This is a genomic window from Duganella sp. BJB1802 (genome assembly GCF_013369445.1).
Classification (GTDB): domain Bacteria; phylum Pseudomonadota; class Gammaproteobacteria; order Burkholderiales; family Burkholderiaceae_D; genus Rugamonas; species Rugamonas vulcania_A.
In genome coordinates, this window is sequence record NZ_JABWEF010000012.1 from 111,894 (window position 1) to 137,481 (window position 25,588).

The 25,588-nt window shown below is 64.8% G+C and carries 26 protein-coding genes and 1 riboswitch; of the genes, 12 read left to right on the forward strand and 14 right to left on the reverse strand.

The genetic code is table 11. The annotated features are described in order from the left end of the window. Positions 1 to 42: 42 nt before the first annotated feature. From HUX88_RS19250 to HUX88_RS19260, 3 genes are read right to left on the reverse strand one after another with little or no spacing between them, the layout of a single operon-like run. Positions 43 to 1,605 carry an FGGY-family carbohydrate kinase gene (locus HUX88_RS19250; RefSeq protein ID WP_117013600.1) on the reverse strand — a complete coding sequence of 521 codons (1,563 nt, stop codon included), beginning with the start codon at positions 1,603 to 1,605 and terminating at the stop codon, positions 43 to 45. A 31-nt stretch (positions 1,606 to 1,636) separates the two neighbouring features. Next, positions 1,637 to 3,238 carry a glycerol-3-phosphate dehydrogenase/oxidase gene (locus tag HUX88_RS19255; protein ID WP_176362805.1) on the reverse strand — a complete coding sequence of 534 codons (1,602 nt, stop codon included), beginning with the start codon at positions 3,236 to 3,238 and terminating at the stop codon, positions 1,637 to 1,639. After that, positions 3,235 to 4,827 (reverse strand): FAD-binding oxidoreductase, encoded by a 1,593-nt coding sequence (locus HUX88_RS19260; RefSeq protein ID WP_176362806.1) that lies wholly within the window; start codon positions 4,825 to 4,827, stop codon positions 3,235 to 3,237. Before HUX88_RS19260 ends, HUX88_RS19255 begins: the two co-directional genes overlap by 4 nt. Before the next feature lie 122 nt (positions 4,828 to 4,949). Between HUX88_RS19260 and HUX88_RS19265 the strand changes: the two genes are divergently transcribed. Next, positions 4,950 to 5,969 carry an AraC family transcriptional regulator gene (locus tag HUX88_RS19265; protein ID WP_117013597.1) on the forward strand — a complete coding sequence of 340 codons (1,020 nt, stop codon included), beginning with the start codon at positions 4,950 to 4,952 and terminating at the stop codon, positions 5,967 to 5,969. On the opposite strand, the gene HUX88_RS19270 is transcribed toward HUX88_RS19265, so the two are convergent. From HUX88_RS19270 to HUX88_RS19280, 3 genes are read right to left on the reverse strand one after another with little or no spacing between them, the layout of a single operon-like run. Next, complete coding sequence (locus HUX88_RS19270) at positions 5,966 to 6,406, reverse strand: hypothetical protein (protein ID WP_176362807.1); 441 nt, start codon at positions 6,404 to 6,406, stop codon at positions 5,966 to 5,968. The two genes, HUX88_RS19265 and HUX88_RS19270, sit on opposite strands and share 4 nt — an antisense overlap. An 18-nt stretch (positions 6,407 to 6,424) precedes the next feature. Further along, positions 6,425 to 6,949 (reverse strand): SRPBCC family protein, encoded by a 525-nt coding sequence (locus tag HUX88_RS19275; protein WP_117013595.1) that lies wholly within the window; start codon positions 6,947 to 6,949, stop codon positions 6,425 to 6,427. Positions 6,950 to 6,997: 48 nt separating this feature from the next. Next, entirely contained in the window at positions 6,998 to 8,431 is a 1,434-nt protein-coding gene (locus tag HUX88_RS19280; protein WP_176362808.1) for a cytochrome P450, read from the reverse strand. Between the two features lie 81 nt (positions 8,432 to 8,512). Between HUX88_RS19280 and HUX88_RS19285 the strand changes: the two genes are divergently transcribed. After that, complete coding sequence (locus tag HUX88_RS19285) at positions 8,513 to 8,905, forward strand: VOC family protein (protein WP_176362809.1); 393 nt, start codon at positions 8,513 to 8,515, stop codon at positions 8,903 to 8,905. On the opposite strand, the gene HUX88_RS19290 is transcribed toward HUX88_RS19285, so the two are convergent. The 3 genes from HUX88_RS19290 to HUX88_RS19300 are packed head-to-tail and all read right to left on the reverse strand — an operon-like array spanning position 8,890 to position 10,737. Further along, entirely contained in the window at positions 8,890 to 9,270 is a 381-nt protein-coding gene (locus tag HUX88_RS19290) for a DUF4440 domain-containing protein (RefSeq protein ID WP_117013592.1), read from the reverse strand. The genes HUX88_RS19285 and HUX88_RS19290 overlap by 16 nt on opposite strands. 3 nt (positions 9,271 to 9,273) lie before the next feature. Next, positions 9,274 to 9,786 carry a hypothetical protein gene (locus HUX88_RS19295; RefSeq protein WP_117013591.1) on the reverse strand — a complete coding sequence of 171 codons (513 nt, stop codon included), beginning with the start codon at positions 9,784 to 9,786 and terminating at the stop codon, positions 9,274 to 9,276. A 48-nt stretch (positions 9,787 to 9,834) separates the two neighbouring features. Continuing rightward, positions 9,835 to 10,737, reverse strand: coding sequence for a LysR family transcriptional regulator (locus tag HUX88_RS19300; protein WP_176362810.1), 903 nt, complete (start codon positions 10,735 to 10,737; stop codon positions 9,835 to 9,837). Between the two features lie 98 nt (positions 10,738 to 10,835). Here HUX88_RS19300 and HUX88_RS19305 point away from each other — a divergent pair, with 98 nt between their 5' ends. The 3 genes from HUX88_RS19305 (at position 10,836) to HUX88_RS19315 (ending at position 13,323) form a co-directional block, all read left to right on the forward strand. Continuing rightward, a complete protein-coding gene (locus HUX88_RS19305) occupies positions 10,836 to 11,210 on the forward strand; it encodes a hypothetical protein (RefSeq protein WP_176362811.1) in 375 nt (124 codons plus the stop codon). Between the two features lie 22 nt (positions 11,211 to 11,232). Continuing rightward, a complete protein-coding gene (locus HUX88_RS19310; protein ID WP_176362812.1) occupies positions 11,233 to 12,546 on the forward strand; it encodes an MFS transporter in 1,314 nt (437 codons plus the stop codon). Between the two features lie 63 nt (positions 12,547 to 12,609). Next, positions 12,610 to 13,323, forward strand: a complete 714-nt coding sequence (locus HUX88_RS19315) for a hypothetical protein (RefSeq protein WP_176362813.1) — start codon at positions 12,610 to 12,612, stop codon at positions 13,321 to 13,323. A gap of 1 nt (position 13,324) precedes the next feature. On the opposite strand, the gene HUX88_RS19320 is transcribed toward HUX88_RS19315, so the two are convergent. Together HUX88_RS19320 and HUX88_RS19325 are read right to left on the reverse strand one after the other, a co-directional pair. Continuing rightward, complete coding sequence (locus HUX88_RS19320; RefSeq protein ID WP_117013587.1) at positions 13,325 to 13,525, reverse strand: hypothetical protein; 201 nt, start codon at positions 13,523 to 13,525, stop codon at positions 13,325 to 13,327. 54 nt (positions 13,526 to 13,579) lie between these two features. Then, positions 13,580 to 16,405, reverse strand: a complete 2,826-nt coding sequence (locus HUX88_RS19325; protein WP_176362814.1) for a pitrilysin family protein — start codon at positions 16,403 to 16,405, stop codon at positions 13,580 to 13,582. Between the two features lie 96 nt (positions 16,406 to 16,501). Further along, positions 16,502 to 16,643: riboswitch (FMN riboswitch) on the forward strand. A 96-nt stretch (positions 16,644 to 16,739) separates the two neighbouring features. Between HUX88_RS19325 and ribB the strand changes: the two genes are divergently transcribed. After that, positions 16,740 to 17,402 (forward strand): 3,4-dihydroxy-2-butanone-4-phosphate synthase, encoded by a 663-nt coding sequence (gene ribB / locus HUX88_RS19330; RefSeq protein WP_176362815.1) that lies wholly within the window; start codon positions 16,740 to 16,742, stop codon positions 17,400 to 17,402. Here the strand turns inward: ribB and HUX88_RS19335 are convergent. Further along, positions 17,399 to 18,787 carry an MFS transporter gene (locus HUX88_RS19335; RefSeq protein ID WP_176362816.1) on the reverse strand — a complete coding sequence of 463 codons (1,389 nt, stop codon included), beginning with the start codon at positions 18,785 to 18,787 and terminating at the stop codon, positions 17,399 to 17,401. The two genes, ribB and HUX88_RS19335, sit on opposite strands and share 4 nt — an antisense overlap. A 110-nt stretch (positions 18,788 to 18,897) precedes the next feature. On the opposite strand from HUX88_RS19335, the gene HUX88_RS19340 reads away from it, so the two are divergent. From HUX88_RS19340 to HUX88_RS19360, 5 genes are read left to right on the forward strand one after another with little or no spacing between them, the layout of a single operon-like run. Then, entirely contained in the window at positions 18,898 to 19,764 is an 867-nt protein-coding gene (locus HUX88_RS19340) for a LysR family transcriptional regulator (RefSeq protein WP_176362817.1), read from the forward strand. A gap of 52 nt (positions 19,765 to 19,816) precedes the next feature. Next, positions 19,817 to 20,605 (forward strand): ABC transporter permease, encoded by a 789-nt coding sequence (locus tag HUX88_RS19345; RefSeq protein WP_117013582.1) that lies wholly within the window; start codon positions 19,817 to 19,819, stop codon positions 20,603 to 20,605. A gap of 12 nt (positions 20,606 to 20,617) precedes the next feature. Continuing rightward, the gene (locus HUX88_RS19350) at positions 20,618 to 21,586 is read left to right on the forward strand and encodes an MlaD family protein (protein ID WP_117013581.1); all 969 of its coding nucleotides are present in this window, start codon (positions 20,618 to 20,620) and stop codon (positions 21,584 to 21,586) included. Beyond that, a complete protein-coding gene (locus HUX88_RS19355) occupies positions 21,583 to 22,254 on the forward strand; it encodes a hypothetical protein (protein ID WP_176362818.1) in 672 nt (223 codons plus the stop codon). Before HUX88_RS19350 ends, HUX88_RS19355 begins: the two co-directional genes overlap by 4 nt. Continuing rightward, positions 22,251 to 22,601 (forward strand): translation initiation factor Sui1, encoded by a 351-nt coding sequence (locus tag HUX88_RS19360; protein ID WP_176362819.1) that lies wholly within the window; start codon positions 22,251 to 22,253, stop codon positions 22,599 to 22,601. Before HUX88_RS19355 ends, HUX88_RS19360 begins: the two co-directional genes overlap by 4 nt. Here the strand turns inward: HUX88_RS19360 and HUX88_RS19365 are convergent. Continuing rightward, positions 22,598 to 23,215, reverse strand: coding sequence for a cysteine hydrolase family protein (locus tag HUX88_RS19365; protein WP_176362820.1), 618 nt, complete (start codon positions 23,213 to 23,215; stop codon positions 22,598 to 22,600). The genes HUX88_RS19360 and HUX88_RS19365 overlap by 4 nt on opposite strands. 107 nt (positions 23,216 to 23,322) lie before the next feature. On the opposite strand from HUX88_RS19365, the gene HUX88_RS19370 reads away from it, so the two are divergent. After that, complete coding sequence (locus tag HUX88_RS19370) at positions 23,323 to 24,312, forward strand: GlxA family transcriptional regulator (protein ID WP_176362821.1); 990 nt, start codon at positions 23,323 to 23,325, stop codon at positions 24,310 to 24,312. Between the two features lie 13 nt (positions 24,313 to 24,325). On the opposite strand, the gene HUX88_RS19375 is transcribed toward HUX88_RS19370, so the two are convergent. Then, positions 24,326 to 25,579, reverse strand: a complete 1,254-nt coding sequence (locus tag HUX88_RS19375) for a DEAD/DEAH box helicase (RefSeq protein WP_176362822.1) — start codon at positions 25,577 to 25,579, stop codon at positions 24,326 to 24,328. Positions 25,580 to 25,588 lie beyond the last annotated feature (9 nt).

Consider the following 25,588-nt stretch of genomic DNA (forward strand, 5'->3'; position numbering starts at 1 on the left):
GCGCATAAAATTATCGAAAATGCATTATGCCACAGGCCTGCGTCACAGCTGCTCCGGATACCCGGTGATATCGGCGATCTCCTGGTACATCGGCTGCAACTGCTTGTACATGTTCAGGTACACGCGCCGATACAGCTTGTCGTAGATCTGCCGGTTCGCCTCGATCGGATGGAACACCCGGCCAGGCCGCGTCATCGCGCGCGTCGCGGTATCGAAGTCCTTGTGCAGTCCCAGCCCCGCCGCCACCGCGATGGCCGCGCCCAGTCCCGACGTCTCATACACGTGCGCGCGCGCCGCCGGAAGGCCGAAGATATCGGCCGTCAGCTGCATCGCCGCGTCGCTCTGCGAACCGCCGCCGGCCACGCGCAGCTCCGTCACCGGCACGCCGCCGCGCTTCTCGATGCGCTCCCGCCCTTCGCGCAGCGCATAGGCCAGGCCTTCGAGGATCGCCCGGTACATATGGGCGCGCGTGTGGACGTCGCCGAAGCCGATCATCGCCCCCTTGGCCTCAGGCCCCGGCGTCTTGATGCCCGGACTCCAGTAAGGCTGCAGCATCAATCCCATCGAACCGGGAGGCACCTCGTTCACCAGCAGATCGAACATCGCCTCCGGCGAGGTGCCCTGCTCCGCGCCGGCCATCCGCTCGAAGTGCCCGAACTGCTCCTTGAACCAGTTCACCATCCAGTAGCCGCGGAAGATCTGCACCTCCGTGCTGTAGGCGCCCGGAATGGCCGCCGGATAAGGCGGTATCAAGGGCGTGACCTCGACATATTTTTTGGTGGTGGTGTTGATGGTCGCCGTGGTGCCATAGCTCAGGCAAGCGATATGCGGCTCCAGCGCGCCCGCGCCGATCACCTCGCAGGCCTTGTCGGCGGCGGCGGCGACCAGCGGCGTGCCTTCCGGGATGCCGGTCGCCTCGGCGGCGGCGGCGGTGATCGCGCCGATCACCGTACCCGGCGCCACCAGCTCCGGCAGCATCTCCCGCCGGATGGCCAGCGCTTCCCATTTCCAGTCGCGCGCACCGGCCCACTTGTGGCGCTTGTAGTCGAACGGCAGGTACGCCACCTGCGAACCGATGGAATCGACATGCCGTCCGCACAGGCGAAAATTCAGGAAGCCCGACAGCAGCAGGTACTTGTCGGTCCTGGCCCAGATGTCCGGCTGATACTCGGCGATCCAGTTGATCTCCGCCTCGCGCCGGAAGTACTCGATGGTGCCGGACACGCGCGCCAGCTTGAACGCCGTGCGCCACAAAAAACTCAACGGTTTCTGCTTGCCCACGCGGCGCTGGTCCAGCCACGTGATCGCCGGCCGCAGCACCTTGCCGTCGCGGTCCAGGTTGACCACCGTGCCGCGCTGCGTCGTCACCGCCACGCCCTTGACGGCGGAGCGGGGAATATCGGTGGCGGCCCACAGCTGCTGGCACGCCTGGCCGACCGCCTTCCAATAGCCGTCCGCGTCATGCTCCGCCCACCCGGGATGCTCGGAGAAGTAGGCCTCCAGATGCACCTGCGCCTTGGCGGCCAGGTTGCCGTTCAAATCGAACAGCAAGGCGCGCACGCTCTGGGTGCCGTTGTCGATGGAAAGTAGGTATTGGTCGGCCATGTCGCTCTAGTCTCGTGATGTCTGCCCGTACTTATGCGGGCAAACTGTAATGGGTATTCCATAATGCCAGATACGCGGCCTGCTCGGCATCCCAGCGTTCGTCGCTCCAGCCCAGCTCCGGCTGGCAGATGGCGCGCAGGCGGCCGAGTATCTCCACGCCGCCGCCGCGCAGCTGGATGCCGATGCGGCTGCGGCGCAGCAGCAGGTCCTCCAGCTTCTGCACCGACTCGCAGCGCGCCGCCCAGCGCAGCTGCGCCCAGATGGTTTCCGTACCCGCGATCAGCGCCAGCTCGCCCGGCTGCGCGGCGGCCACCAATTGCTGCGCCAGCGCGCCATACCGCCCTTGCAGGCGCCGCGCCTGGCCCGCAGGCAGCAGCCGCTGATAGCGCAGGACGGGCGTCGCGGCCGTGCCGAACACCGGCTGCGGTTCCAGCTTGTCGCGCCAGTCCGGCAGCAACGTGGCCGCCAGCTTGAGCGCGTCGAGCGCGATCACGCGGAAGGTGGTCAGCTTGCCGCCGGTGACGGTCAACAAGCCGTCCTCCAGCCACAGCGCATGGTCGCGGCCCTCCTTCGACGGATCGGCCTTGCCGCTGTCGATCACCGGCCGCACACCCGCATAACTGGCGATCACGTCGCGCTCCTGTAAGCCTAGCTGCGGGAACTGGTCGTGCAAAGCCGACATCAGGTAATCGACTTCGGCGCGCGTGATGGCCGCCTCGCTCGACAAATCGCCCTTGTGATCGACGTCCGTCGTGCCGACCAGCGTCACGCCCTCCCACGGGAAGGCGAACACCGGACGGCCATCCTGCGGGTGCATCAAACTGATCGCCTGCGCCAGCGGCAAGCGCCAGGCCGACAGCACCAGATGGCTGCCGCGCAAAGGCCGCAGCCGTGGCTTGGCGCCGCGCGCCGCCGCACCGCCCTGCGTACGCAGACCATCCGCCCAGGCGCCGGTGGCGCTGATCACCAGCCGCGCGCGCACCTCATGCTGCGCGCCGCTCAGGCCATCGCGCACCCGCACACCGCGCACGCCGCTGTCAGTTCGCAGCAGCGACTCCACCGCCATGTAATTGACGGCCACGCCGCCATGCTGCTGCGCCTCCTGCAGCACGCGCATGACCAGCCGCGCATCGTCCGTCTTGGCGTCGGTATAGACCATGCCGCCTTTCAGTCCATCGGTCGAAACGTTCGGCGCCAGCGCCTTGAACTCATTCAGGCCGTAGTAATGGCGAGCCTTCTGCCCCGCCATCCGGTCGTAAATCGCCAGCCCAAGCAGGAACATGCGCTTGCCGGGCTTGCGTCCCTCGAATTCGCCGAACGCAAAACTCTGCGGCTCCACCAGCCCCGCCGCCTGCTGCAGCAAGTGCTGCCGCTCATGCACCGACTCGCGCGTCAACGCGAACTGGCCTTCCTTCAGATACCGCAAGCCGCCATGCACCAGCTTGGACGACCGGCTCGACGTACCCCAGGCAAAGTCCCGCTGCTCCACCAGCAGCGCCTTCAAGCCGCGCCGCGACGCCTCCAGCAGGATGCCCGCCCCGGTGATGCCACCGCCGATCACGATCAGATCCCACTCGCACGCCAGCACCTCCTGCAAGCCGGCGCGCCCGCCGCTGCGCCACAGCGCCATCATGGCAGCAGCTTCCCGGGATTCATGATCTGCTGCGGATCGAAATGCGCAAACAGCGCCTGCATCGCCGACAGTCCCAGCTCGCCCTTCTCCGCCACCAGATACGGCGCATGGTCGCTGCCCACGCCGTGCTGATGGCTGATGGTGCCGCCATTCTCGACGATCGCCATGCTGACCGCATGCTTGAGCGTGCGCCAGCGCGCCAGGTCGTGTTCATAATTGCCGGCCAGCCGGTACACAAACGTCGTATAAACACTGGCGCCCTGCGCGTACAGGTGCGACAGGTGCGTATAGGCGTGTACCTGCTCGCCATGCTGCGCCAGCGCGTCGGCCGCAGCCGCCTCCACCGCGCCCATCATGGCGCCGACGCGCGGCCAGTCCACCGCCGTCTCCACCGTATCGATCGCATAGCCGTGCTGCCACGCCGTGTTGCGCAGGTAGACATTGCGGAAGCGGTTCTGCTTCCACTTGTCGCCCATCTTGCGGCCGATATGCACGCCGCCGTGCGGCGCGGCCAGCACGAGCGCATCGGCCAGCGCCGCCTTGGCTGCCGCCTTGCGGCCGCTCACGCCTATCATCAGCATGCACTTGCCGTCCTTGCAGCCGCGCCAGGACAGATAACGCTCCAGCGCCGAGATCAGCTTCTTGTGGCCGGCCAGCGCCAGCATGGTGGTCGTCTCCAGCGGATTGGACAAGCGCAGCATCGACAGCGACAAGCCGCCCTGCACCACCTGCCGCACCGCAGCTTCCGCCGCGTCCCAGCTCGGGAAGAACACCGCATGAAACGCCTCGTACTCCGGCAACGGCGTCACGCGCACCGTGGCCTCGGTCAGTATGCCGAGGCGCCCCTCCGAACCCAGCACCATCTCGCGCAGGTCCGTGCCTGCCGCCGACGCCGGGAAGGTCGGAATATCCAGCGTGCCGGCCGGCGTCTCCACCTTGCCGCCCCTGAACATCTGCTCGATGCGCCCGTAGCGCAGCGATTGCTGGCCGGACGACCGCGTCACCACCCAGCCGCCCAGCGTCGAATACTCGAACGACTGCGGGAAGTGGCCCAGCGTGTAGCCGCGCGCGCGCAGTTGCGCCTCCAGGTCCGGCCCGAACACGCCGGCGCCGAACGTCGCCAACTGCGATTCGGTATCCAGGAAATACAGCTGGCGCATGCGCGTCAGGTTCACCGCCAGCACCGGCTGCGCGCCGGCGGGCGCCGTCAAATGCCCGGCCACGCTGGTGCCGCCGCCCTGCGGAATCAGCGCCACGCTGAACTGCTGCGCATAATCGATCAGCGCCCGCACCTGCTCCGGACTCTCCGGATAGGCCACACCATCCGGCGCCGTCTCGATCACGCCATAGCGCAGGCGCAGCCAATCCGGCAGGCTCTGGCCCAGCGCATTGCGCAACCGGACCTCGGCCGAGGTATCGATCAGGTCATGCGGCGGCAGCCGCGATGGCGCGATCCGCGCGCAAGCCTGCTCGAACGCCGCATCCACCACCGGCGAGCCGGCGCCGATGCGCTGCGCCAGAAAGCCCAGCGCATTCTCGTTCAGCGCAAACTCTATCGTATCGTCACCCCAACCGTTCCAGCGTCTCATTGTTTTCCTGTCTGCGTAGCGGGGCGCTTGCTATACTGGCGCGCACCGAGTTTGAATGACAACAGAATAAGATAAGGAACCGACCTGGTATTGCGCTTTCATGACACACGCCTTGTTCGATCATGCCAAGCCCGCACGCTGACCTGTCGCGCCGCGTAGCCGGCTCCTATTTGCAGCCCCTGCTCGAAGCGGCGGCCGCGCGCGGCGTCACGGCCGCGGCGCTGGAACGCGCCGCCGGCATGGCCGCCGGCGCCCTGCAACCGCTGCCCGACTCCCTGCCCGCCGACGACTACGTGCGCCTGCTCGACATCGGCGCCGAACTGGCGGCCGATCCGCACTTCGGCCTGCACGTGGGCGAACGGGTCAAGCTGGGCACCTACAGTGTGTATGGCTTGATACTTCTGAGCTGCCGCGACTTCGGCCAGGCCTTCGACCAAACCATGCGCTACGAGCAGCTGGCGCACGACCTTGGCCGCTCCACGCTGACGGTGGCCGACGGCGTGGCGCACTACACCTGGCACAGCAACTACGGCCCGGCCCAGCGCCACTTGGCCGACAGCGTCTTCGCCGGCATCCGCGTGTTCGGCAACTGGCTGGCCGGCACCACGCTGCCCGCCGCGCGGCTGACGCTCATGCACGACGGCGGCGCGCCCGAGGCCCGCGACGAATATGTGCGCGTGCTGGGCGCCATGCCCGTCTTCGGTGCGCCGGCCAACGTCGCCAGCTTCGACGCCGCGCTGCTGGCCTACCCGGTGCCGAACGCCGACGTCAGCCTCTACCCGGTGCTGCAGCAGCACGCCGAACAACTGCTGCGCCAGCGCGCGCAGCACGACAACTCGATCAGCCAGCAGGTACACGCGGCCATCGTCCGCAACCTCGCGCATGGGCAGGTGCGGCTGGCCTCCATCGCCGAAGAATTGAAACTGTCGCCGCGCACGCTGCAACGCAAGTTGAGCGAGGCCGGCGCGACCTTCCAGCAGATACTGGACCAGGCCCGCTTCGCGCTGGCCAAGGACTACCTGCGCCAGCCGGAACTGAGCCTGGTGGATATCGCCTTCCTGCTGGGCTACCAGGAACAGAGCGCGTTCAATCACGCGTTCAAGGAATGGGCGGGCGTCAATCCCGGCGCCTACCGGGGTTAGATGGATTCGCCCTTGATGCGGATGAAGGGGCCGATGCACTTGTCGGTACGGCGCTCCACGCACATCAGGAACATGTCGCCGCTGGGATGGAACAGCAGATAGCTGGTGACGGCGCGCCCCACCTTCGTCACCTCGCCAAGGCAATCGCGCTTGCCGTTGTCCTTGACGATGGTATCGACCTCCTTGTAGAAGCCCTCCTTGTCCGGCCGGTCGCTGATGGCGAAGGTGGACTCGGCCACCTCCTCATTGCTGAACACCAGCGTGGTGCCGTCGGCGCGGATGCGATACGTCTCGCTGCAGGAGCCATCGGGTATGGTGATCTGCCACGTGCCGATCACAGGATGGCTTTGCCGCAGCGGCGCCTTCCCCGCAGCGCCGGCCTGCGCCATCGACGCCATCGCCAACACCGCCGCCACCCGCCTCAGACGCTTGTTCATGGCCCACCTCCGCTCACGCTATTTTTCCGCCACCGCCTTCATGTTGGCCAGGCCGGCCTCGAAGTCCTTGCCTATCATTTTGTCCATGCTGACCATCAGTCCCATCAACTTGGTGAGGAAGGCGCTTGGGCCGGACATGGTCCAGCTCACGGTGGTCAATTCACCCTTGCTCTCCAGCGCGAACTCGGTCAGGCAGTGCGACTCGAACGGCCGCAGGAAATCGAGCTTGATGTCCACCTTGGCCGGCGTCAGGCCGGTGATCTCCATGCGCCCGGCGCCCACCTTGTCGTCGCCCTCCCACGCGTAGACGGCGCCCAGGTCCTTCGGCGAGCCGCTGAAGGTGCGCTTCATGGCCGGATCCAGCTTCTCCCACGGCGACCACGCGGTCCAGTTGTGGAAATCGCTGATCAGCGGAAGTATCTTCTCCGGCGGCGCCTTGATGGCGATGGTGCGCTGCACGCGGTAGCTGTCCGGCTGCATCGCCGCCAGGCCCAGCACAATCAATACCAGAACGACGACACCGATGGCGATCTTCTTCAGCATGATTTCTCCTTGTTTTGGGATGCGCAGTCAGGCTGCGCGTCTAGCCTATCATGTTTTTTTGATCAGTCGCACCGGTAACGAACTTGGCGTCATCGTGAAGGTGAAACGCTCCTCGACCGGCGCCGCGCCCGGCACCCGCTCGATGGCGAAATTCTTGACCAGCATGGACATCGCCATCTTGATCTCGGCCATCGCCAGATATCGGCCGGGACAGAAACGCGGCCCGCCGCCAAAGGGGAACAGCTTGCGCGCGGGATCGTCGCCGCTGCCGTTGGCGCCCTCCAGCCAGCGCTCCGGCTGGAAGCTCTCCGGCTGCGCCAGCTCGCAGTCGCGCTCCGACGACTGGCGCAGCAGCAGGAAAATCACCGTACCGGCCGGCACCCACAGATCGCCGACCACCGTATCCTCGGTCGGCTGCGCCGCCATGACGGGCGCCACCGGCTTCAGGCGCATCGCCTCGCGCGTGGCGGCGTCGATGTACTTCAGGCGGTCCAGCAGATGGTAGTCGTCCAGCACGGCCTTCCCACCCAGGACCTGTTCGGTCTCCGCCGCCATGCGCTGCGCGGCCTGCGGATGGGTGGACAGGAAGTCGATCAGCCAGGCCGTGGTGTTCGACGTGGTGTCCTCGCCGGCGAACACCATGGTGATCGCGTTGCCGACCACCGCCTCGTCGGTCAGGCCGGAATCAGGCTCGTCGCGCGCCACGATCAGCGCCTCCAGCATATTGGAGGGCTTCTGCCGCAGCGCCGGATTGAGCGCGATGCGCTTGCGCACCTCGGCGATGAAGCCGAAGATGGCGGTCTGGATGCGCGCGGCGGCGGCGATGGCCTCATGGTCGTCGGCGCGCTTGAGCATCGACACGCGCCAGTAGGCGAACGGCGATGTCAGGCGCTTGGCCACCATGTGGAACAGGAACTCGATATCGCGCTGCAGCGGATGCTCCTCCAGCTCCAGCGTGTTGATATCCTGGCCCATCGCCAGGCCGATGGTCACGTCCAGCGTGTAGGCCTTCAGGTCGCGCAGCACGTCGACCGGCTTGCCGGCGGCGATGGCCGCCTCCCATCGCTTGTGCAGGCGTTCGGTCAGCGCGGTCAGCGTCGGGAAAAAGTTATGGATCACCTCCGGCGTCAGCGCCCGCATCACCAGCTTGCGCTGGCGCCGCCAGTCCTCGCCCTCCGCCGTGAACAGGCCGCGCGTGCCGACCTCGTTGAGCATGTCGGCAGTGCGGCTGGAGCGGCGCACCGCGTCGGGCCGGTCGCGCAGCAGGCTGGCGATCAGGTCGCGGTCCGACGTCGCAAGGATGGTCTTGCGCATGACGCGGAAGCGGTACATGGTGCCGAACTGACGGCTCCAGTCTTCAAGCGCCTGGTGCAGCGGCCGGCGATTGATGTCGCGGACATTCCCCATCAATGGCCGCCCTTTCGGGCCTGGCAGATCGGCGATGCTGCGCAGCTCGGGCGGCGCGACGGACGTCAGTTCCATGGTGTTCCCCCATTTGAATTCATCTCCGCGTACACTATACCCTGAAATGTTGACGATATACTCACCTATTCGGGGAAACAGATGCTATCGCATGTTTATGTGGGGATTAACGATTTCGAACCGGCGTTCGTCTTTTACAGCGCTGTGATGGCGGACCTGGGTGTGCGCCTGCGCTTCAGCGACGCTGCCAAGCCGTGGGCGGCCTGGCAGCCGGCCGAGGGTGGGCGGCCCTTGTTCATCATCGGGAAGCCGTACGACGGCGAGGCCGCCAGCTGCGGCAACGGCCAGATGATGGCCCTGATGGCGCCGACGCGCGCGGCGGTCGACTCCGCACATGCCTCCGCCATGGCGCACGGCGGCCGATGCGAAGGCCCGCCGGCGCTGCGGCCGCACTACCACGCCAACTACTACGGCGCCTACTTCCGCGACCCGGAGGGGAACAAGCTATGCGTGGTCTGTCACGATGCCGAATGAGGCTCGCTGATCACCGTCCCTTGGTGGAAGACGATTTGCCACGCTTCGTTTGTTTTGCGCCAGAGCGTCGTTCTGCGCGTGCGCCGGCCCGGCTGCTGCAGGACGTAGTTGAGCTGATAGAGGCCGCGGGCAAGCTGGCGGATCGTGAAGTCCGAGCAAACCAAATCGTCCGGCTCCGGCGATTGGTAGCGTTCCAGAAGGGTTTCGATCACAAACTCGCGATCATAAACCGCACCGCTTGCGCCAATCTCCCAGAAGTCATCCGCCGTCATGTTGAGAAGGTCTTCGCGGCTGGTGCCGAATTCCCGTCGATGGAAGATCGGCTCGCGGGCACTGAGTTCGCAGAGTATCGCATCGATCAGCATAAGTTAATCCTGCCGTCCATGTAATTTGGCTTCGACATATTGCAGCCACTTGTCGTTGAAATTGAGTTGGCCGGACGAGCTCTCGATGCGTTCGAAGCTGCGCCTGGTGATGGGCTGCCCGACGAACGCGAGGTAGCTGTGGCCGACGACAAACGTCGGGGCGATGACGCAGGCCGTGTCGTTAAATAACCGCCCACCACCACGCTGCCAAAACCGTTCGGCCTGATGGTTGTCGAAACTCCGCTCGTCCTGGTGCTGCGGAGCGTTGGGGAATTTCAAAGTGAACGAACCCCTTGCCGCTCCGAGAACGCGTTTCTGAACCAGGAACTCATACTCCATTTGTCCATCCATCGGAGTCTCCCGGACCACCGTGGCGACGGACACATCGAACGCCTTTTCCAATTGCTCATCAACGCCAATCAACTGCTCCTGCGGCGGCGCACGGCATGCCCAGCAGTGCTGGAAAGACAGCGAGAAAAAGAGCGCAAGGCCAGCCTGACATTTGAACCGATCCATTTGAGTTATCTCTTGATTATAAGTCTGTCCCGAAGAAAACGCTGCCCATCATACCTGCGCGGTGAGTCCGCGAGAACGAATTTCCGAGATCAGCCTGTCAAAAAACTCTCCCATCGCGCCCTTGAGCATTCGGCCTTTGCGCCACCGGAAGGCTGCCGACCTGACCAATCCCCTATCGTTAATATGCGCGATACTCACGCCAGACGCCGTTCTCGCAGCCAGTTCGCCAACGATGGTGGAGACAGGACCGATGGCCGCCAGGCGCAACAGCGCATCGACATCATCGACCTCGATTCGCAAATCGGGCACCACGCCATGGCTCGCCAACGAAAGATCTATCTGGCGACGCATGGCGAACTGCGAGTTGAGCAATGCAAGAGGATAGGAGGAAAGCTCCCGCAAATCCATCTCGTCGTGCGACAAGGCGGCGCTGGCTAAAACCAGTCGTTCCTCGAACAATAAACGCTGGTCTATCCCTGCGGCCGACGTCTTGGAGAATGAAATCCCGACGTCGATATCGCCCTCCAATAGCGCGCGGTCGATCTCCGCCCCGGTTAGTTCAACCGCCGTGACAAACAGCTCTGGAAAAACAGAGAGCATCTTCGCGACTGTGGGCATGACCAGCGTCCTCGAATAGCTGGCGATCGCTCCAATTCGTAGTGTGCCCCGCACCTGCTCGCCCCGCGCTTGTATCGTTTGCAAACTCAAATCCAGCTGCTCCAGCAACGGCCCGACCTCCTCAAGCAGCAGGCTTCCGGCCGAGGTCAAGATAATTCCCCTCCCGTGCTTCTCGAACAACGCGGTGCCGGTTATCTGGTTGAGCTCCCGCAGGTGCTGCGACAGGGCCGGCTGCGTCAAATTGAGCGCGGTCGCGGCTTTGGTTACCGCGCCTAGACGCGCCACCATGACAAAGCTGCGCAACAACCTCAGGTCCGCCAGCTGAGTTCTCATAAATTCTCCTTATGTATCGCGCCTCGAAATATCATTTTACGCGAGCCCAGGCATTCACGATAATTCGCACACTTTCCAGCCACCAAAGGAGCAAACCGATGCCGCACCTGGTCATCGAAGTTACCCGCGAACTTCTGCCTCAGCCAAGCGGGGCGAAAAGTCTACTGCCCGTGCTCGCGGATATTCACAATGAGTTTTCCTGTTTGGGATTTGCCAGGCTGGAGGACATGAAAAGTCGTGTCGTCGTCCAGGACGCCGCCCTGGCCGGCGACGATGAGGAAGCCCAATTTATCGTGGCGACGCTGACCATGACTCAAGACAGGCCGCACACCATGCAGCGCGCAATGGCCGACTTAATCCGGTCGCGCCTGCATCAATTTATCGAAAGCCAGCAGCTGGCCTGCTCCTGGCAATGCTGCGTTTTCTTCCGCCACGTGGGCACGGAAGGCTATATCAAATCCCAGTCACGATAAAAACAAACAATTTGGAGACGCCATGAACAACACTATCCGCGTCCCATCCACGATCCAAACTCAAATAGTGGATGAGACAGCTCAAAATACGATTTACAAGAAGGTCGCCTGGCGCATCATGCCGCTGCTGCTCGTTTGCCAACTGCTCGCCTATCTCGATCGAATCAACGTCGGCCTGGCCAAGCTACAGATGGGCCAGGATCTGGGCTTCAGCGAGTCCGCCTATGGCCTGGGAGCAGGCATATTCTTCCTCGGCTATTTCTTGTTCGAAGTACCCAGCAACATCATGCTTCACCGGATCGGCGCCCGGCGCTGGATCGCGCGGATAATGATCAGCTGGGGCCTGGTATCGGCGGCGACCATGCTGGTCACCGGCACGACCAGCTTCTACATCATGCGGTTCCTGCTCGGCGTGGCGGAAGCGGGCTTCTTCCCTGGGATTATTCTGTATCTCACCCTCTGGTTCCCATCAGCCCGGCGCGGCCGCATGACGACCTTGTTCATGACCGCGACGGCTGCTTCGGGCGTGGTCGGCGGACCGATCTCGGGATGGATCATGACCGCCTTCGGCGGCATCCACGGCTTGGCTGGCTGGCAATGGCTATTCCTGTTGGAAGGACTCCCCTCCGCCTTGATGGGCTTGGTTGTGCTGCGCTATCTGGATGACGGCATCGAAAGCGCGCAGTGGCTGCTGGCCAGCGAAAAGAAGGTGTTGCGCGAGGCGCTCAACCGGGACGAGCAGGCGCGCGCCGCCGTCACGCCGCGCTCGTCGGTCAACGTGATCGTATTATCTTCCCTGGTGTATTTCCTGCTGTTGGCAGGCCTATACGGCATCGGCTTTTGGTTGCCCACCATTATCCGAGAGTCCGGCGTGAGCTCGGCGGAAGAAATCGGCATGCTCAGCGCAATCCCGTATATCTGCGCAGGCGTCGTGATGAATGTCGTTGCCTACAGCGCCGACCGGAAGCGCGCCTGGAAATCGCACGTTGCGCTGGCCGCGTTTGCCGCCGCCGCAGGTCTGCTGGCTAGCACCTACTGGGCCGGAACACTGGCGCTGTCGTTGGCCGCGCTCTCGGTCGCGACCGTCGGCATCCTCTCCGCGCTGCCGCTGTTCTGGAACTTGCCAACGATGATGCTGCGCGGCGTCGCGGCGGCCTCCGGAATCGCGGTCATCAACTCCATGGGGAATCTGTCGGGGTTTGTCAGTCCCCTGATCGTTGGATGGCTGACGCAGCGCAGTCACTCGGCAGCGGATGGGGTGCAGTTCCTGGCGGCGTGCGTCCTGGTCTCCGGCCTGTTGACGCTGCTAATGCGCAGGTGCTCAGCCGAGAATTAGCGAGAACGACCACGCATCCCGTAAAATTCAGCGTTGCCATAACCTCGATCTCTATACCGACTGATGAAAAAACTGATTCCGCTTCTCCTGCCGTTGCTGTTTGCGGCTTGCGCTCCCATGTCTCCCAAACTCCCATCTGACAATCAGGTAGCGCCAGCGTTTCGTCATCCAGAAGCAGGCACGTTGATTTTGATGCTGCCGCCTGAAACGGAGACGGAGGACATGCAAGCCGGCGTCGGTATATTGAAGGAAGAACTTCATCGACAGCTTAGCGCCGCAGGGTATAGGGTCGCGATCCTGGACAAAGCCAGTTACGACACCATTTGGGCTCAAGAGATTGCGGAAGTTGGCGGGATTTACGATGGCGCGACGGGAGAGCTGCGGCGTCCCCAGTTCGTGCAGGCGCTCGGCCATCTGGTACAACGGGTAAGCAGCGAGACCAAGGCCACGCTGGTCATGCGGCCACATTTGGTGCTTCGGACGGCCGAATTATCCGGCGTCTCAGCGGTATGGGATGGCCAGCAACGCCGCAGCAATATCAGCGGAGCCGGCGACAGCTCGTTCCACCACGACGGCACGACATTGGGTCTGTCCGTCGGCCTGCGCATGTTCGCCAGCAGCGGCGAATTCGTCATGAGCACCCATGGCGGCGTGTCGCTGCCATACAAACTCAATCTCCACACCAACCGCAACGAAGTACGAACCGATCTTTTCACCGAGAGCCGGGAGATGGCCGACGGTGTATCGTTGGCGCTCTCCCCTCTCCTGCAAAAATGAATCAGGCCAGCGCTTCCTTCGCCGCTTCCTCTGGCGTCAGGCCGTCGTAGAACTGGTCGGTGAACCACTCGACCTGCTCTTCGATATGCTCCTGCGCCTCCTCCTGCGTGGCGCCGCCCTTCACCAGGAAGCCCTCCACTTCGATACACCAGTTGATCAGCTCCAGGGTTTCCGGGTCCAGCTCTTCTTTTTTCTTTGCCATGATAGTTCTCTACATCGTGATGAATACAAGCCGCCAGTGTAACAGGCGGCCCGCTTACTTCGCCGGATACAGCACCACCTGCACATAATTGTTCATGTCGAAGTAGCGCCGCGCGGTGTCCTTCAACTCCGCCGCCGTCAGCGCGCCCACGCGCGCTTCGTAGGTCAGCACTTCCTCCGGATCGGTCTTGTTGAAGAAGGCGTTCATCAACACCCCCAGCCAATAGCCGTTCTCGCGCATGCCCCGGCGATAGTTGGTGACCCACGAAGCCTTCACCTTGGCCAGGTCCGCATCCTCCGCGCCGTTCTCCTTGATCTTGTCGATCTCCGCGAAGGTCGCCGCCAGCACCTTGTCCACATTCTCCGGCGCGCAAGGCAGGTTGGCCGTGATCGAATAATTCTGATAAGGGATGCGCTCCATGTTGCCGCGCACGCCGCCGCTGTATATCGCGCCCATCTTCTCGCGCAGCACCTCGATCAGTTTGATGTTCAGCACCTCGATCAGCGCCTGCATACGCATGCGCTCCTGCGCCGAGTACTGCGCCTCGCCGGTGAAGGACAGCGAGATCGTGCTCTTGGGTTCAGTCCCGGCATGAACCTCCTTCTTCACCACGCCGCGCACCGGCCGCACACCTTCGTCCTTGAACGCCACAGGAATCTCACCCACCGGCAGGCTGGCCAGATACGTGGCGATCAGCGGCTTGATCTTCTCCACGTCGAAACTGCCCGTCACGAAGAAGGTAAAGTCCTTGGCGCTGGCCATGCGGCTGTTATACAGATCCACCACCCGGTCCAGCCCCAGTTGATCGAAGTCCGCCGGCTTGGGCGCACGCTGCACGCGCGGGTTGTTGTTGTACAGCGTCGCCGTGATCGTATCGTTGAAGACCGATTCCGGCCGTGCCAGATTGTTCTTCGCCAGTTCGCGCTGGCTGTCGACGTAGGCGCTGTAGATGGCGGGGTCCTTGCGCGGCTGCGTCATGTTCAGGTACACCAGCTGCAGCATGGTCTCCACGTCGCCGCTGCCCGAGCCACCGCCGACCGTCTCGTTGATCGAACTGACGCTGGCGTTGGCGCCCGCCGACTTACCGGCCAATACCTTCACCAGATCGCTCGGCGTGTAATCGCGCACGCCCATCTGGTGGACGATATTGCTGGCATAGCGCGCATTGAACAGGTCCTGGTCGGCGAACAGCGACCAGCCGCCGTACCGCAGGCCAGTCAGTATCACCTGGTCGTTGTTGAAGTCAGTCGGCTTCAACACCACCTTGACGCCGTTGCTCAACACAAGCTCCGTCAATCCCAGCTTGGCGTTGAAGGTCTCGCCGACGATGCTGCCGGCCTTGGGCGGCACCGCCATCAACTGGCTGGCGTAGACCTTCTCTTCCTGAGCCTTGACGCCGATCTTCTCGGCCGCGCTGGCGGTGGCCAGCAACTCGTCCGCCTTCGGCGCCGGCACGCCGGCCACCTCGGTGCCGGTGTAGATCACCAGCTTGTTCTGGTTGTCCGGGATGGCCGCGCGCACGGCGGCGTTCACCTCCGACAGCGCGATGCCCGGTATCAGCTCGTTGGCATAGCGGTACTCCATCGCCACGCCGGGGATCGACTCCTTGTCGAGGAAGTTGCGGATGTACTCCGCCGCATAGCCGGCCGAATCGGATTTATCGCGCTCGTTGTACATGCGCTCATAACTGCGCAACATGCCCTTCTTGGCGCGCTCCACTTCCGAAGCGGTGAAGCCGTACTGGCGCGCGCGCTGGTCTTCCTGCACCAGGGCGTTGATGGCAGGCGTCGCTCCACCCTTGCCGAGCACCGCGCCGGCGCCGAACGAGCGGTAGCCCCGCATCACAGCGTTCATGCCGCTGCCGCCTTGCAGGAACGGCGGGTTGGCTTGCTGCGTCAGCTCGTGCATGCGCTGGCTGAGAATAAAGCTGTACATGTTCTCGATCAGCTTCTGGCGATAGTCGGCGATGGTGGAACCGGGCGCCCACGCCTGGACCGGGTAGCGGATATAGACCGAGTTCGCGCCGATCTCCTTGTCCGTGAACACCACGCCTTCGGATTCCGCGCGCTCCGGAATCTTGGCGTACTCGCGCGGACGCTCGTTCCGCGGATTTTTCAGGCCGCTGAAATGCTGCGTCACCAGCTTCTCGGCTTCCGCCGGCTCGATATCGCCGACCACCACCACCGCCATCAGGTCCGGACGATACCAGTCGCGGTAGAAGCGCTTGACGGCGTCGTACTTGAAGGTCTTGAGGATGTCCTCTTTACCGATCGGCATGCGCTGCGCATAGCGCGACCCGTTCAGCACCTTGGGCAGCAGCACCTTGTTCATGCGGTCGTCCACGCCTTTGCCCATGCGCAGCTCCTCCAGCACGATACCGCGCTCGCTGTCGATGTCGGCGTCGTTGAACGACAGGCCGTGCGCCCAATCCTCCAGCACCTGGAAGCCCTGCTTCACCACCTCCGGCTTATCGGTCGGCAGCGGCAGGATGTAGACGGTCTCGTTGAAGCTGGTGTAGGCATTCAGGTCGGCGCCGAACTTCACGCCTATCGACTGCAGATAGGACACCAGCTCGTTGCGCTTGAAATGCGTGGAACCGTTGAAGGCCATATGCTCGGTGAAGTGCGCCAGGCCTTGCTGGTCCTCGTCCTCCAGTATCGAGCCGGCCTTCACCACCAGCCGCAGCTCCAGCTTCTTCTCGGGACGGGTATTTTTCTGCACATAATAGGTCAAGCCGTTGGCCAGATGGCCCACCTTGACCTGCGGCCCGACCGGTATCGGGTCGCTCAATTTCAGCGGCGGCTGATTGTCGGCTTGCGCCATGAAGGAACACGCCAGAAGAACGGCGGCGGAGGCGCTACGCATTGTCATCAGCTTCATACCCGTTGCATAAAAAAGAAGAAGAAAGCCACCATACACTGAAATTCTTAATTTGGGCTAGAATCCTTGCTCGCCTGCCAGCCGGCAGGCGATTAACGACGTCTTCGGGGCGGGGTGCGATTCCCCACCGGCGGTAAGGCCAGCGATGGCCAAGCCCGCGAGCGCTCTCGCAAGAGGGGTCAGCAGATCTGGTGCGATTCCAGAGCCGACGGTATAGTCCGGATGAAAGAAGATGTGCGGTGACGCGGCCATCCGCCCGAGCGATCGGTGCGGCCGGCCGCGCGTATTCGCTTGCCCTGTCGCGTTTTTCGCCTATTTGCGAGGAGCGTTCCACATGTTAGACCAACAATCCGCAGTATCCCCCTACTCCCTGGTTTCGGACGATCTGGAAGGCCGCATCAACGCGGCGCTGGAAGCCATGCGTGCCGGCGTGCCGGTGATCCTGCTCGACGATTTCGACCGCGAGAATGAAGCGGACCTGATCGTCGCCGCCGAAAAAATCACCGTGCAGTCGATGGCCATGATGATCCGCGAATGCAGCGGCATCGTCTGCCTCTGTCTGAGCGCCGACAAGGTGCGCGCACTGGAACTGCCGATGATGGCCGCCGATAACGGCAGCCGTTACGGTACGCCGTTCACGGTGTCGATCGAAGCGCGCGACGGCGTGACCACCGGCGTTTCGGCGGCGGACCGCGTCACCACCATCCGCACCGCCATCGCGGCCGATGCGCAGCCGCGCGACCTGGTCCACCCGGGCCACGTGTTCCCGCTGCGCGCCACGCCGGGCGGCGTGCTGGCCCGCAAAGGCCACACCGAAGGCTCGGTGGACCTGGCGACCATGGCCGGCCTTAATCCGGCCGCAGTGCTGTGCGAGTTGATGAACCCGGACGGCACCATGATGCGCGGCGCCGACATCGAGCGCTTCGCCGAACTGCACGGGATGCCCATCCTGACCATCGCCGAGATGATCGAATGGCGCACCACGCGCGGCGTTTAAGCCGGCCTGCCCAATTTGACGTAGCGCCACACCAGCACTAGCGCGCCCGCATAGGCAGCCGAGATCAGGCCGAAGGCCAGCGGCAGGCGCCACGTCCAATCGGGCACCGCATGCATCACGGTGCCCATCATCGCCACGCCGACCAGGGCGCCGATCTGACGGTTGGCGTTCAGCGCGGCGGCGGCGCTGTTGGCGTGGGCCTTGCCGGCCACCAGCATCACCGTCGCCGTCATGCCCGGAATCGCGATGCCGATGGCGACATTCATCACCACCGCGCCCAGCACCAGCAGCCAGTAAGGCGTTTGCGGCGTCAGGCCGATGAGCATCAGCACCGCCACGCCCAGCCCCACCATCAGGCCATACATCATCGGCGGCCGCGTGCCGACCCGCGCGGCGATGCGGCCCGAGGTCAGGTTGCCGATGGCGAAAGCGGCCATCATCGGTATCAGCTTCAAGCCGGTGTGCAGCGCATCCGCGCCGGACTGCTGGATGTAAAGGCTGAGCAGGAACAACTGCCCGAACACCGCGAAATTGATCAGGAAGCCGACGCCGTTGGCCGCCGCGAAAGCCGGCGTATCGAACAAGGCGCGCGGCAGCAAGGGATGCGCGCCGGTGCGTTCGCGCCGCACCAGCAGGAACGCCGCCGCCACCGTCGCCGCCAAGGCGCCGAGCACCGGCACCGAAGCCCAGCCCAGCGACGGCCCTTCGATCAGCACGAAACTCAGCGCCGCCAGCGCGATCACGCCCAGCGCATGGCTCAACATCGACAGCGCGCGCCGCGAGCGTGGCGTGGCCGGCGCCACCAACTGCGTCAGCACGATGCCGAGCAGGCCGATAGGCACGTTCACCCAGAACACGCTGCGCCAGCCGAATTCGTGGACCAGCAGTCCGCCCACCAGCGGGCCGGCCGCCGACGAGCAGCCGACGATCGCCGACCAGGTGCCCAGCATGCGTGCGCGGGTAGCCTGATCGTCGTAGGCGTGCGTCAGCAGGCTCAATGAACTGGGCATGAACAGCGCCGCGCCCGCGCCCTGCAGCAGGCGCGCGGCGATCAGCGCGTTGCCGCTGGGGGCCACGGCGCACAGCACCGAACCGAGTATGAACACGCTCAAGCCGCCCTGGTAGACGTTCTTCGGGCCGTAGCGGTCGGCCAGCGCGCCGCCGGCCATCAGCAGCGCGGCAAAGGTCAGCGTGTAGCCGTCCACCACCCAAACCAGGCCGGTGAGCGGCACGCCAAGGTTCACCGAAATATCGGACAAGGCGGTATTGACGGCGGTGACGTCGATCATCGCCATCACGAAGCCGATGGCCAGTGTCATCAACACCAGCAAGGCAGGGATTGGGCGCGGCTGGATCGCCGGCGCCACGGTGCTAGGGGTAGTCATGATGCTTCCTTACGTGAGATGCCGCCGATGTTAGCCTTCTTGCATGATGCAGTAAATACGCATAATATCGGCACTCCGATGCAAAAATGCATCACCACCGGATAAGCCGCATGGATTGGGACAACGCCAGGATCTTCCTCGCCATCTACCGCAAAGGCACGCTGCGCGCCGCAGCCGCCGCCCTCGATATCGACCAGGCCACCGTCGGCCGGCGCCTCAACGCGCTGGAGAAATCGCTGGGCGCACGGCTGTTCCTGCGCACGCCGTCCGGCTACCTGGCCACGCCCGCCGGCGAGCTGGCCGTCACCGCCGCCGAGTTGATGGAGCACGCGGCCCTGCAGTTCCAGCGCGAGATGCAGGGCATCGACAACCGCCTGTCCGGCATCGTGCGCGTGGCCACCTCGGACACCATCGCCAGCCACTCGGTGCTCGGCGCCATGCAGCGGCTGCACGTCATGCATCCCGAGATCCGCGTGGTGCTGAGCACCAGCACCGAGATCAGCAACCTGACCCGGCGCGAGGCCGACCTGGCCGTGCGCTCGCTCAAGCCCACCAGTCCCGACCTGATCTCGCGCCACCTGACCCGGCGCAGCATGGGCCTGTACGCCACGCCGGCCTACCTGGCCGAACGCGGCGTGCCGGTGCAGGGCAACGGCATGCAGGGCCACGACATCATCGTCTACCAGGGCACGGTGGCGCCGCGCCACATGGAAAAGCTGTGTCTTGAATCGATCGCCAATGCGCGGGTGGCGCTCGAGGTCAATAGCGGCATGGTCATGCTCGACGCGGCGCGGCGTGGCATGGGCGTGGCCGAACTGCCCTGCCACATGGCCGACGGCGATCCCGGGCTGACCCGCGTCTGGCCCGAGCGCGTGGACCACTACGACATCTGGCTGGTGATGCACAGCGACCTGAGTCGCAGCGCCCGCGTGCGCGCCGCCGCCGACGCCATCATCGCCACCTTCGCGGAGGAATAAGCACCGCGATGGCGGACGCCCACCGGCTCCCTCGCGGTGCTAAACTGTCAAGATGAGCATAGAAGCAGCAATCCCCTCCGCGCTGCGGCGCCTGATGCAAGCAACCGTCGCCTGGCTGAACAGCTGGTGGCGGCTGCTGCAGTTCGCCGCGCGGATGCTGTCGCTGGCGTTCGCCCCCGCCAGCTATCGCGGCGCCAACCTCAATCTGCTGGCACGCCGCATCGTGCGCGACACCGCGCCCAACCTGGCCTGGTACGGCGTGCTGTCGGCGCTGGTCAGCCTGGTGCTGATCCGCATCGTGGTCGTCACCTCGCAGAGCTACGGCCTGTCGCGCTTCGCGCTGGAGATGGTGGTGCGCGTGCTGGTGCTGGAACTGATCCCGCTGACCGCCGCCGCCTTCGTCGCCCTGCGCACCACGCTGCCCGAGGCGCTGGAATACTCGCAAAGCCGCAGCAACGCCGCCAACACCAGCGACGCCGAACTGCACCAGGAATTCTTCCCACGCGTGGCGTCCGGCGTGTTCGCGGTCTGGATGCTGGCCGCCGTCAGCTGCGTGACGACGCTGATCCTCGCCTACCTGTCGCTGTACGGCTTCACGCCGTGGGCGCTGCCGGGCTACACGCGCGTGGTCGGCCAGGTGTTCAACCCGGCGGTGGCGCTGATCCTGGTGCTGAAGATCGTCTTCTTCAGCTTTGCCGTCGGGTTGATACCGATGGCCTCCTCGTACTACTTCGGCGCCAGCTACCGCGCCAAGGTCACGCACGGCCTGTACGACATGGTGCGGCTGTTCGCGGTGATGCTGTTGATCGAAATCGCCTCGTTGATGGGCAACTACTACTAAGCGGAAGAGACAATGACCGAACAAACAAACGAAGCGGCGCCGGTGCGCAACGCGGAATTCAAGGCGCTGCTGCTGTTGGTGCTGATGGTGGTGCTGGTGGCCGGATCGGCGCTCTACCTGCTGTATGCGCGCGGCGCCTTCGAAGCGACGCAGACGCTGGTGCTGCAGACGGATAACTCGGAGGGCGTCACCGTCGGCATGGACGTCACCTTCGCCGGCTTCCCGATCGGCCGTGTACGGCGCATAGAACTGGGCAAGGACGGCAACGCACGCGTGATCGTCGACGTGCCGCGCAGCGACGCGCACTGGCTGCGCAGCACCAGCATCTTCACGCTGGAGCGCGGCCTGGTGGGCGGCGCCAAGCTGCGCGCCTTCAGCGGCATTCCGACCGATCCACCGTTGGAGGACGGCGCCACGCGCACGCTGCTGGTCGGCGACGCCGGCGCCGAGATTCCACGCCTGCTGGCCGCCGCCAAGGATCTGCTGGAAAACCTGAACGCGCTGACGGCGGAGAATTCAGCATTGGCCGCGAGCCTGGCCAATGTGCAGGGCGTGACCGGCAAGCTGAATGGCCCCGGCGGCGCCATGGGCCTGATCGCCGGCGACGACAAGAACGCCCAGCAGCTGGCGGAACGCGCCAACAAACTGCTGATCACCGTGAACGCGCTGGCCACCAAGGCCGATAGCCTGATCGGCCACGCCGACACGCAGGTCTTCGGCAAGCAAGGCGTGATGACGGACGCGCAGGCGACCATCGTGCAGCTCAACGGCCTGCTGGCCGACGCCCGCAACAGTTTGAAGAAAATGGACGCGGTGCTGGTAGAGGCGCAGGCCGTCGGCGCCAACGCCAAGGAGGCCACGGCCGATCTGGGCACGCTGCGCGGCGAGGTGGAAAGCAGCTTGCGCCGCGTCGAACAGCTGGTCAATGAAATCAACCGCAAATGGCCGTTCAAGCGCGACACGGAGATCAAACTGCCATGAAAACCAACGCCTCACTGATCGCGACGCTGTTCGCCACCGTGCTGCTGGCCGCCTGCGGCAACAATCCGCCGGTGCCGGACTGGCAAATGAACGCGCAGAGCTCCATCGAACGCTCAACCGCCGCCTACATGTCCGGCAACGCGCGCGTGGAAGCGGCCGAGTACAAGCGCGCCCGCGAGGCGCTGGCCAGCACCGGCAAGGTCGATCTGATGATACGCGCCGAATTGATACGCTGCGCCGCGCGGGTCGCCTCGCTGGTGTTCGAGGACTGCGCCGACTACGACAAACTATCGCAAGACGCCAGCCCGGCCGACCGCGCCTACGCCGCCTACCTGTCCGGCCGCGCCACCGCCGCCGACGCCGCGCTGCTGCCCGCTCAGCACCAGCCGGTGGCCTCCGCGTCCAGCGATGCGGCGGCCACCGGCGCGGCGCAAGCCATCGCCGATCCACTTTCCAAGCTGGTGGCCAGCGGCGTGCTTCTGCGCGCAGGCAAAGCCACGCCGCAAATCCTCAGCGACGCCGTGGACACCGCCTCCGCCCAGGGTTGGCGCCGGCCGCTGCTGGCATGGCTGGGCGTGCAGGCCATGCGCGCCACGCAAGCAGGCGACACCGCCGAAGCCCAGCGCATCCAGCGGCGCATCAACCTGATCACCGAAAAACCAATATGAACACCCGTCTCGTCTACTCCACCGAAACCGGCCGCATCTGCCCCGACTGCGGCAAGCCTGTCGCCGATTGCAGCTGCAAGGCCGCCGCCAAATCCAAACCCGCCGGCGACGGCGTCGTGCGCGTATCGCGCGAATCGAAGGGGCGCGGCGGCAAGACCGTCACGCTGGTCAAAGGCCTCGCGCTGGACGCCATCGCCCTGGCCCTGCTGGGCAAGCAGCTGCGCAGCGCCTGCGGTTCCGGCGGCACAGTCAAGGACGGCGTCATCGAAATCCAGGGCGACCACTGCGACCTGGTGATGGAAGCCCTGAAAAAACAGGGCCACCAGCCCAAGCGCACCGGCGGTTAGCGCGTGCGCTGGTTCGACAGGTAGATATTGTCGCGTTCCAGCTTGCGGCCATCGCGCACGGCGGCCTGCCACGCCTCTGTGCTCACGACCGCGCCGAAGTTCGAATGGAACACCGTGTTGAACACGCGATGGATCTCCTCCGCGCTGGCCTTGCCGGCGGCATTCTCATAAGGCAGCGCGCCGGTGGCATCGTCCAGCACCTCAACCTGCAAGCCGCGATGCATCGCCTCGTAGATGGTGGAGGCGTTGCAGTTGTGCGTCATGTAGCCGACGATGGTCAGCGTGTCGATGGCGTTCGCCTTCAGCCACTCCGCCAGGTCCGTCCCGGCAAACACACTGGCCATTTTCTTGTTGATGAAATGGTCGTGCGCGCGCTGCGCCACCGAGGGATGCACCTTCCAGCCGTCCGAACCCAGGCCGAAGATCGGGGAGGTTTCCGGCGCGTCGTGCTGCACCACCACCACGGGGATGCCCGCTTCGCGCGCGGCGTCCATGGCACGGCCGATATTCGGCAGCGAGGTCTCGACCGGCGGATATTCGATCTTCATCTTGCCGGTGAAGTATTCGTTTTGTACATCGATGACGATCAAGGCACGGCGTGGGGTTGCGGTCATTTTGTTCTCCTGTGGGATAAGGCGGAAGCGCCCGGTGAGTGACATTCTGCGCCACCGCGCCGTTGTCCAAAAGTGGCCCGAAGGCCACCATGCGATATAATCAGGCCATGTCAACGCGCACCCCGCCCAGCCGGAAATTCCGCATCGCCGTCATCGCCTTCGACGGCATCAACCCTTTTCACCTGTCGGTGCCCTGCCAGGTGTTCGGCGCCCAGCGCGCCGATTGCGACAGCGCCACCTTCGACGTCAAGGTCTGCGCGGAGGATCCCGGCACGCCGCTGGGCACCACCGCCGGCTTCGACATCACAGCCACCCACGGCCTGGTCACACTGGCCCGCGCCGACATCGTCATCCTGCCGTCCTGGCATTCGGACTGCCGCCCGGCGCCAGCCAGCCTGCTGCAAGCCCTGCGCCGCGCCCACCAGCGCGGCGCGCAGGTGGTGGGCCTGTGCGTAGGCTCCTTCCCGCTGGCCGAAGCGGGCCTGCTGGACGGTCGCACCGCCACCACCCACTGGGCCTGCGCGGACACGATGTCCGAGCGCTATCCCAAGGTCAGGGTCGACCGCGAAGTCCTGTATGTCGATGAAGGGAAGGTGGTGACGTCGGCCGGCGTGGCGGCGGGACTGGATTGCTGCCTGCACCTGCTGCGCCAGTTGTGCGGCGCGGAGATCGCCAACCGCGTGGCGCGGCAGCTGGTGGTGGCGCCGCACCGGCAAGGCGGACAGGCGCAGTTCATCGAACGTCCGCTGCCCGTCACCGGCAGCGACGACCGCTTCGCTCAGGTGCTGGCATGGGTGGGCGAAGACCTGACGCAGGACCACAGCATCGACGTGCTGGCCGAACGCGCGCTGATGAGCCGCCGTAACTTCACCCGCCACTTCCGCCAGGCCACCGGCACCTCGGTCAAGCAATGGCTGCTCAACCAGCGGCTGGCGCACGCCCGGCATCTGCTGGAGAGCAGCGAAGTGTCGGTCGAGATGGTGGCGCAGCAGGCGGGATTCGGATCGGCGCTGTCGCTGCGCCAGCACTTCCGGGCGACGTTGCGCACGTCGCCGTCGGAGTATCGCAAGTTGTACCGCTCCGCCGCGCCGGATTGACGGCGCCCCGCGCTTACTCCCCGGCCGCCGCCGCGGCTTCGCGCAGCTTGTCCTTCTTGCTCTTGCGCTTGCCCTTGATGCCGCCGTTGACGGTGTCCGTCACCGAGTTGGCGGGGGCCGGCGGCAGCGTCTCCACCGGCTCGAAGCCGGCGATCTGCTCGCGCGGCAGCAGGATATCCTGGCGCTTTTCGATCAGGCGGAAATGCTGCTCCGTCTCCGCGCTGACGAAGCTGATCGCCACGCCGCTCTCACCGGCGCGGCCGGTGCGGCCGATGCGGTGCGTGTAGTCCACCGCCGAGCGAGGCAGATCGTAATTGACCACGGCCGGCAGGCGGGCGATGTCGATGCCGCGCGCCGCCACATCGGTCGCCACCAGCACCTGCAGCCGGCTGGCCTTGAAGTCGCCCAGCACCTCGGTGCGCGCGCCCTGGCTGAACTCACCGTGGAAGGCGCCGGCGCGGATGCCGTTGCGGTTCAGCTTATCGGCCACGTGTTCGGCCGCGTACTTGGTCGCGACGAACACCAGCACCCTGCTCCACTTGTGCTCCTGAATCAGGTGCTTGAGCAGCATGGTCCGGCGCGGCACGTCGACCATGATCGCGCGCTGAGCGATATCGGGTTTGCTCAAGGGTTCGGACAGCACCTCGATGCGCGTGGGCTGATGCAGCATGCCGTCCGCCAGCGCTTGCACCGCCGGCGGGAAGGTCGCCGAGAAAAACAGGTTCTGGCGCTGCTTCGGCAGCAGCTCAAGGATGCGGTTCAGTTCTTCGCTGAAGCCCAGGTCCAGCAGGCGGTCCGCCTCGTCCAGCACCAGCATCGACGTGCGCGAGATCTTCAGCGCATTGTGGTCGATCAGGTCCAGCAGGCGGCCCGGCGTGGCGACGACGATATCGGCGCCGCCGCGCAAGGCCATCATCTGCGGATTGATCGACACGCCGCCGAACACGATGGCTACCTTGACCTGCATCGGCAAATGCGCCACCAGCTTGCGGATCGACTCGCCCACCTGCGCGGCCAGCTCGCGCGTCGGCACCAGGATCAGGCCATGCAGCTGGCGCGGGCCGTTGCGGTTGTCCAGCAGCGATTGCAGCAGCGGCAGCGCGAAGGCGGCGGTTTTGCCGGACCCGGTCTGCGCCGCGCCCAGCACGTCCTCGCCGCGCAGGATGGCGGGAATGGCGGCGCTCTGGATGGCGGTCGGCTCCTGGTAACCGATTTCGGTAACGGCGTTAATCAGTGAGGGAGCAAGGCCCAGCGAAGAAAAAGACATGTCGGCCTT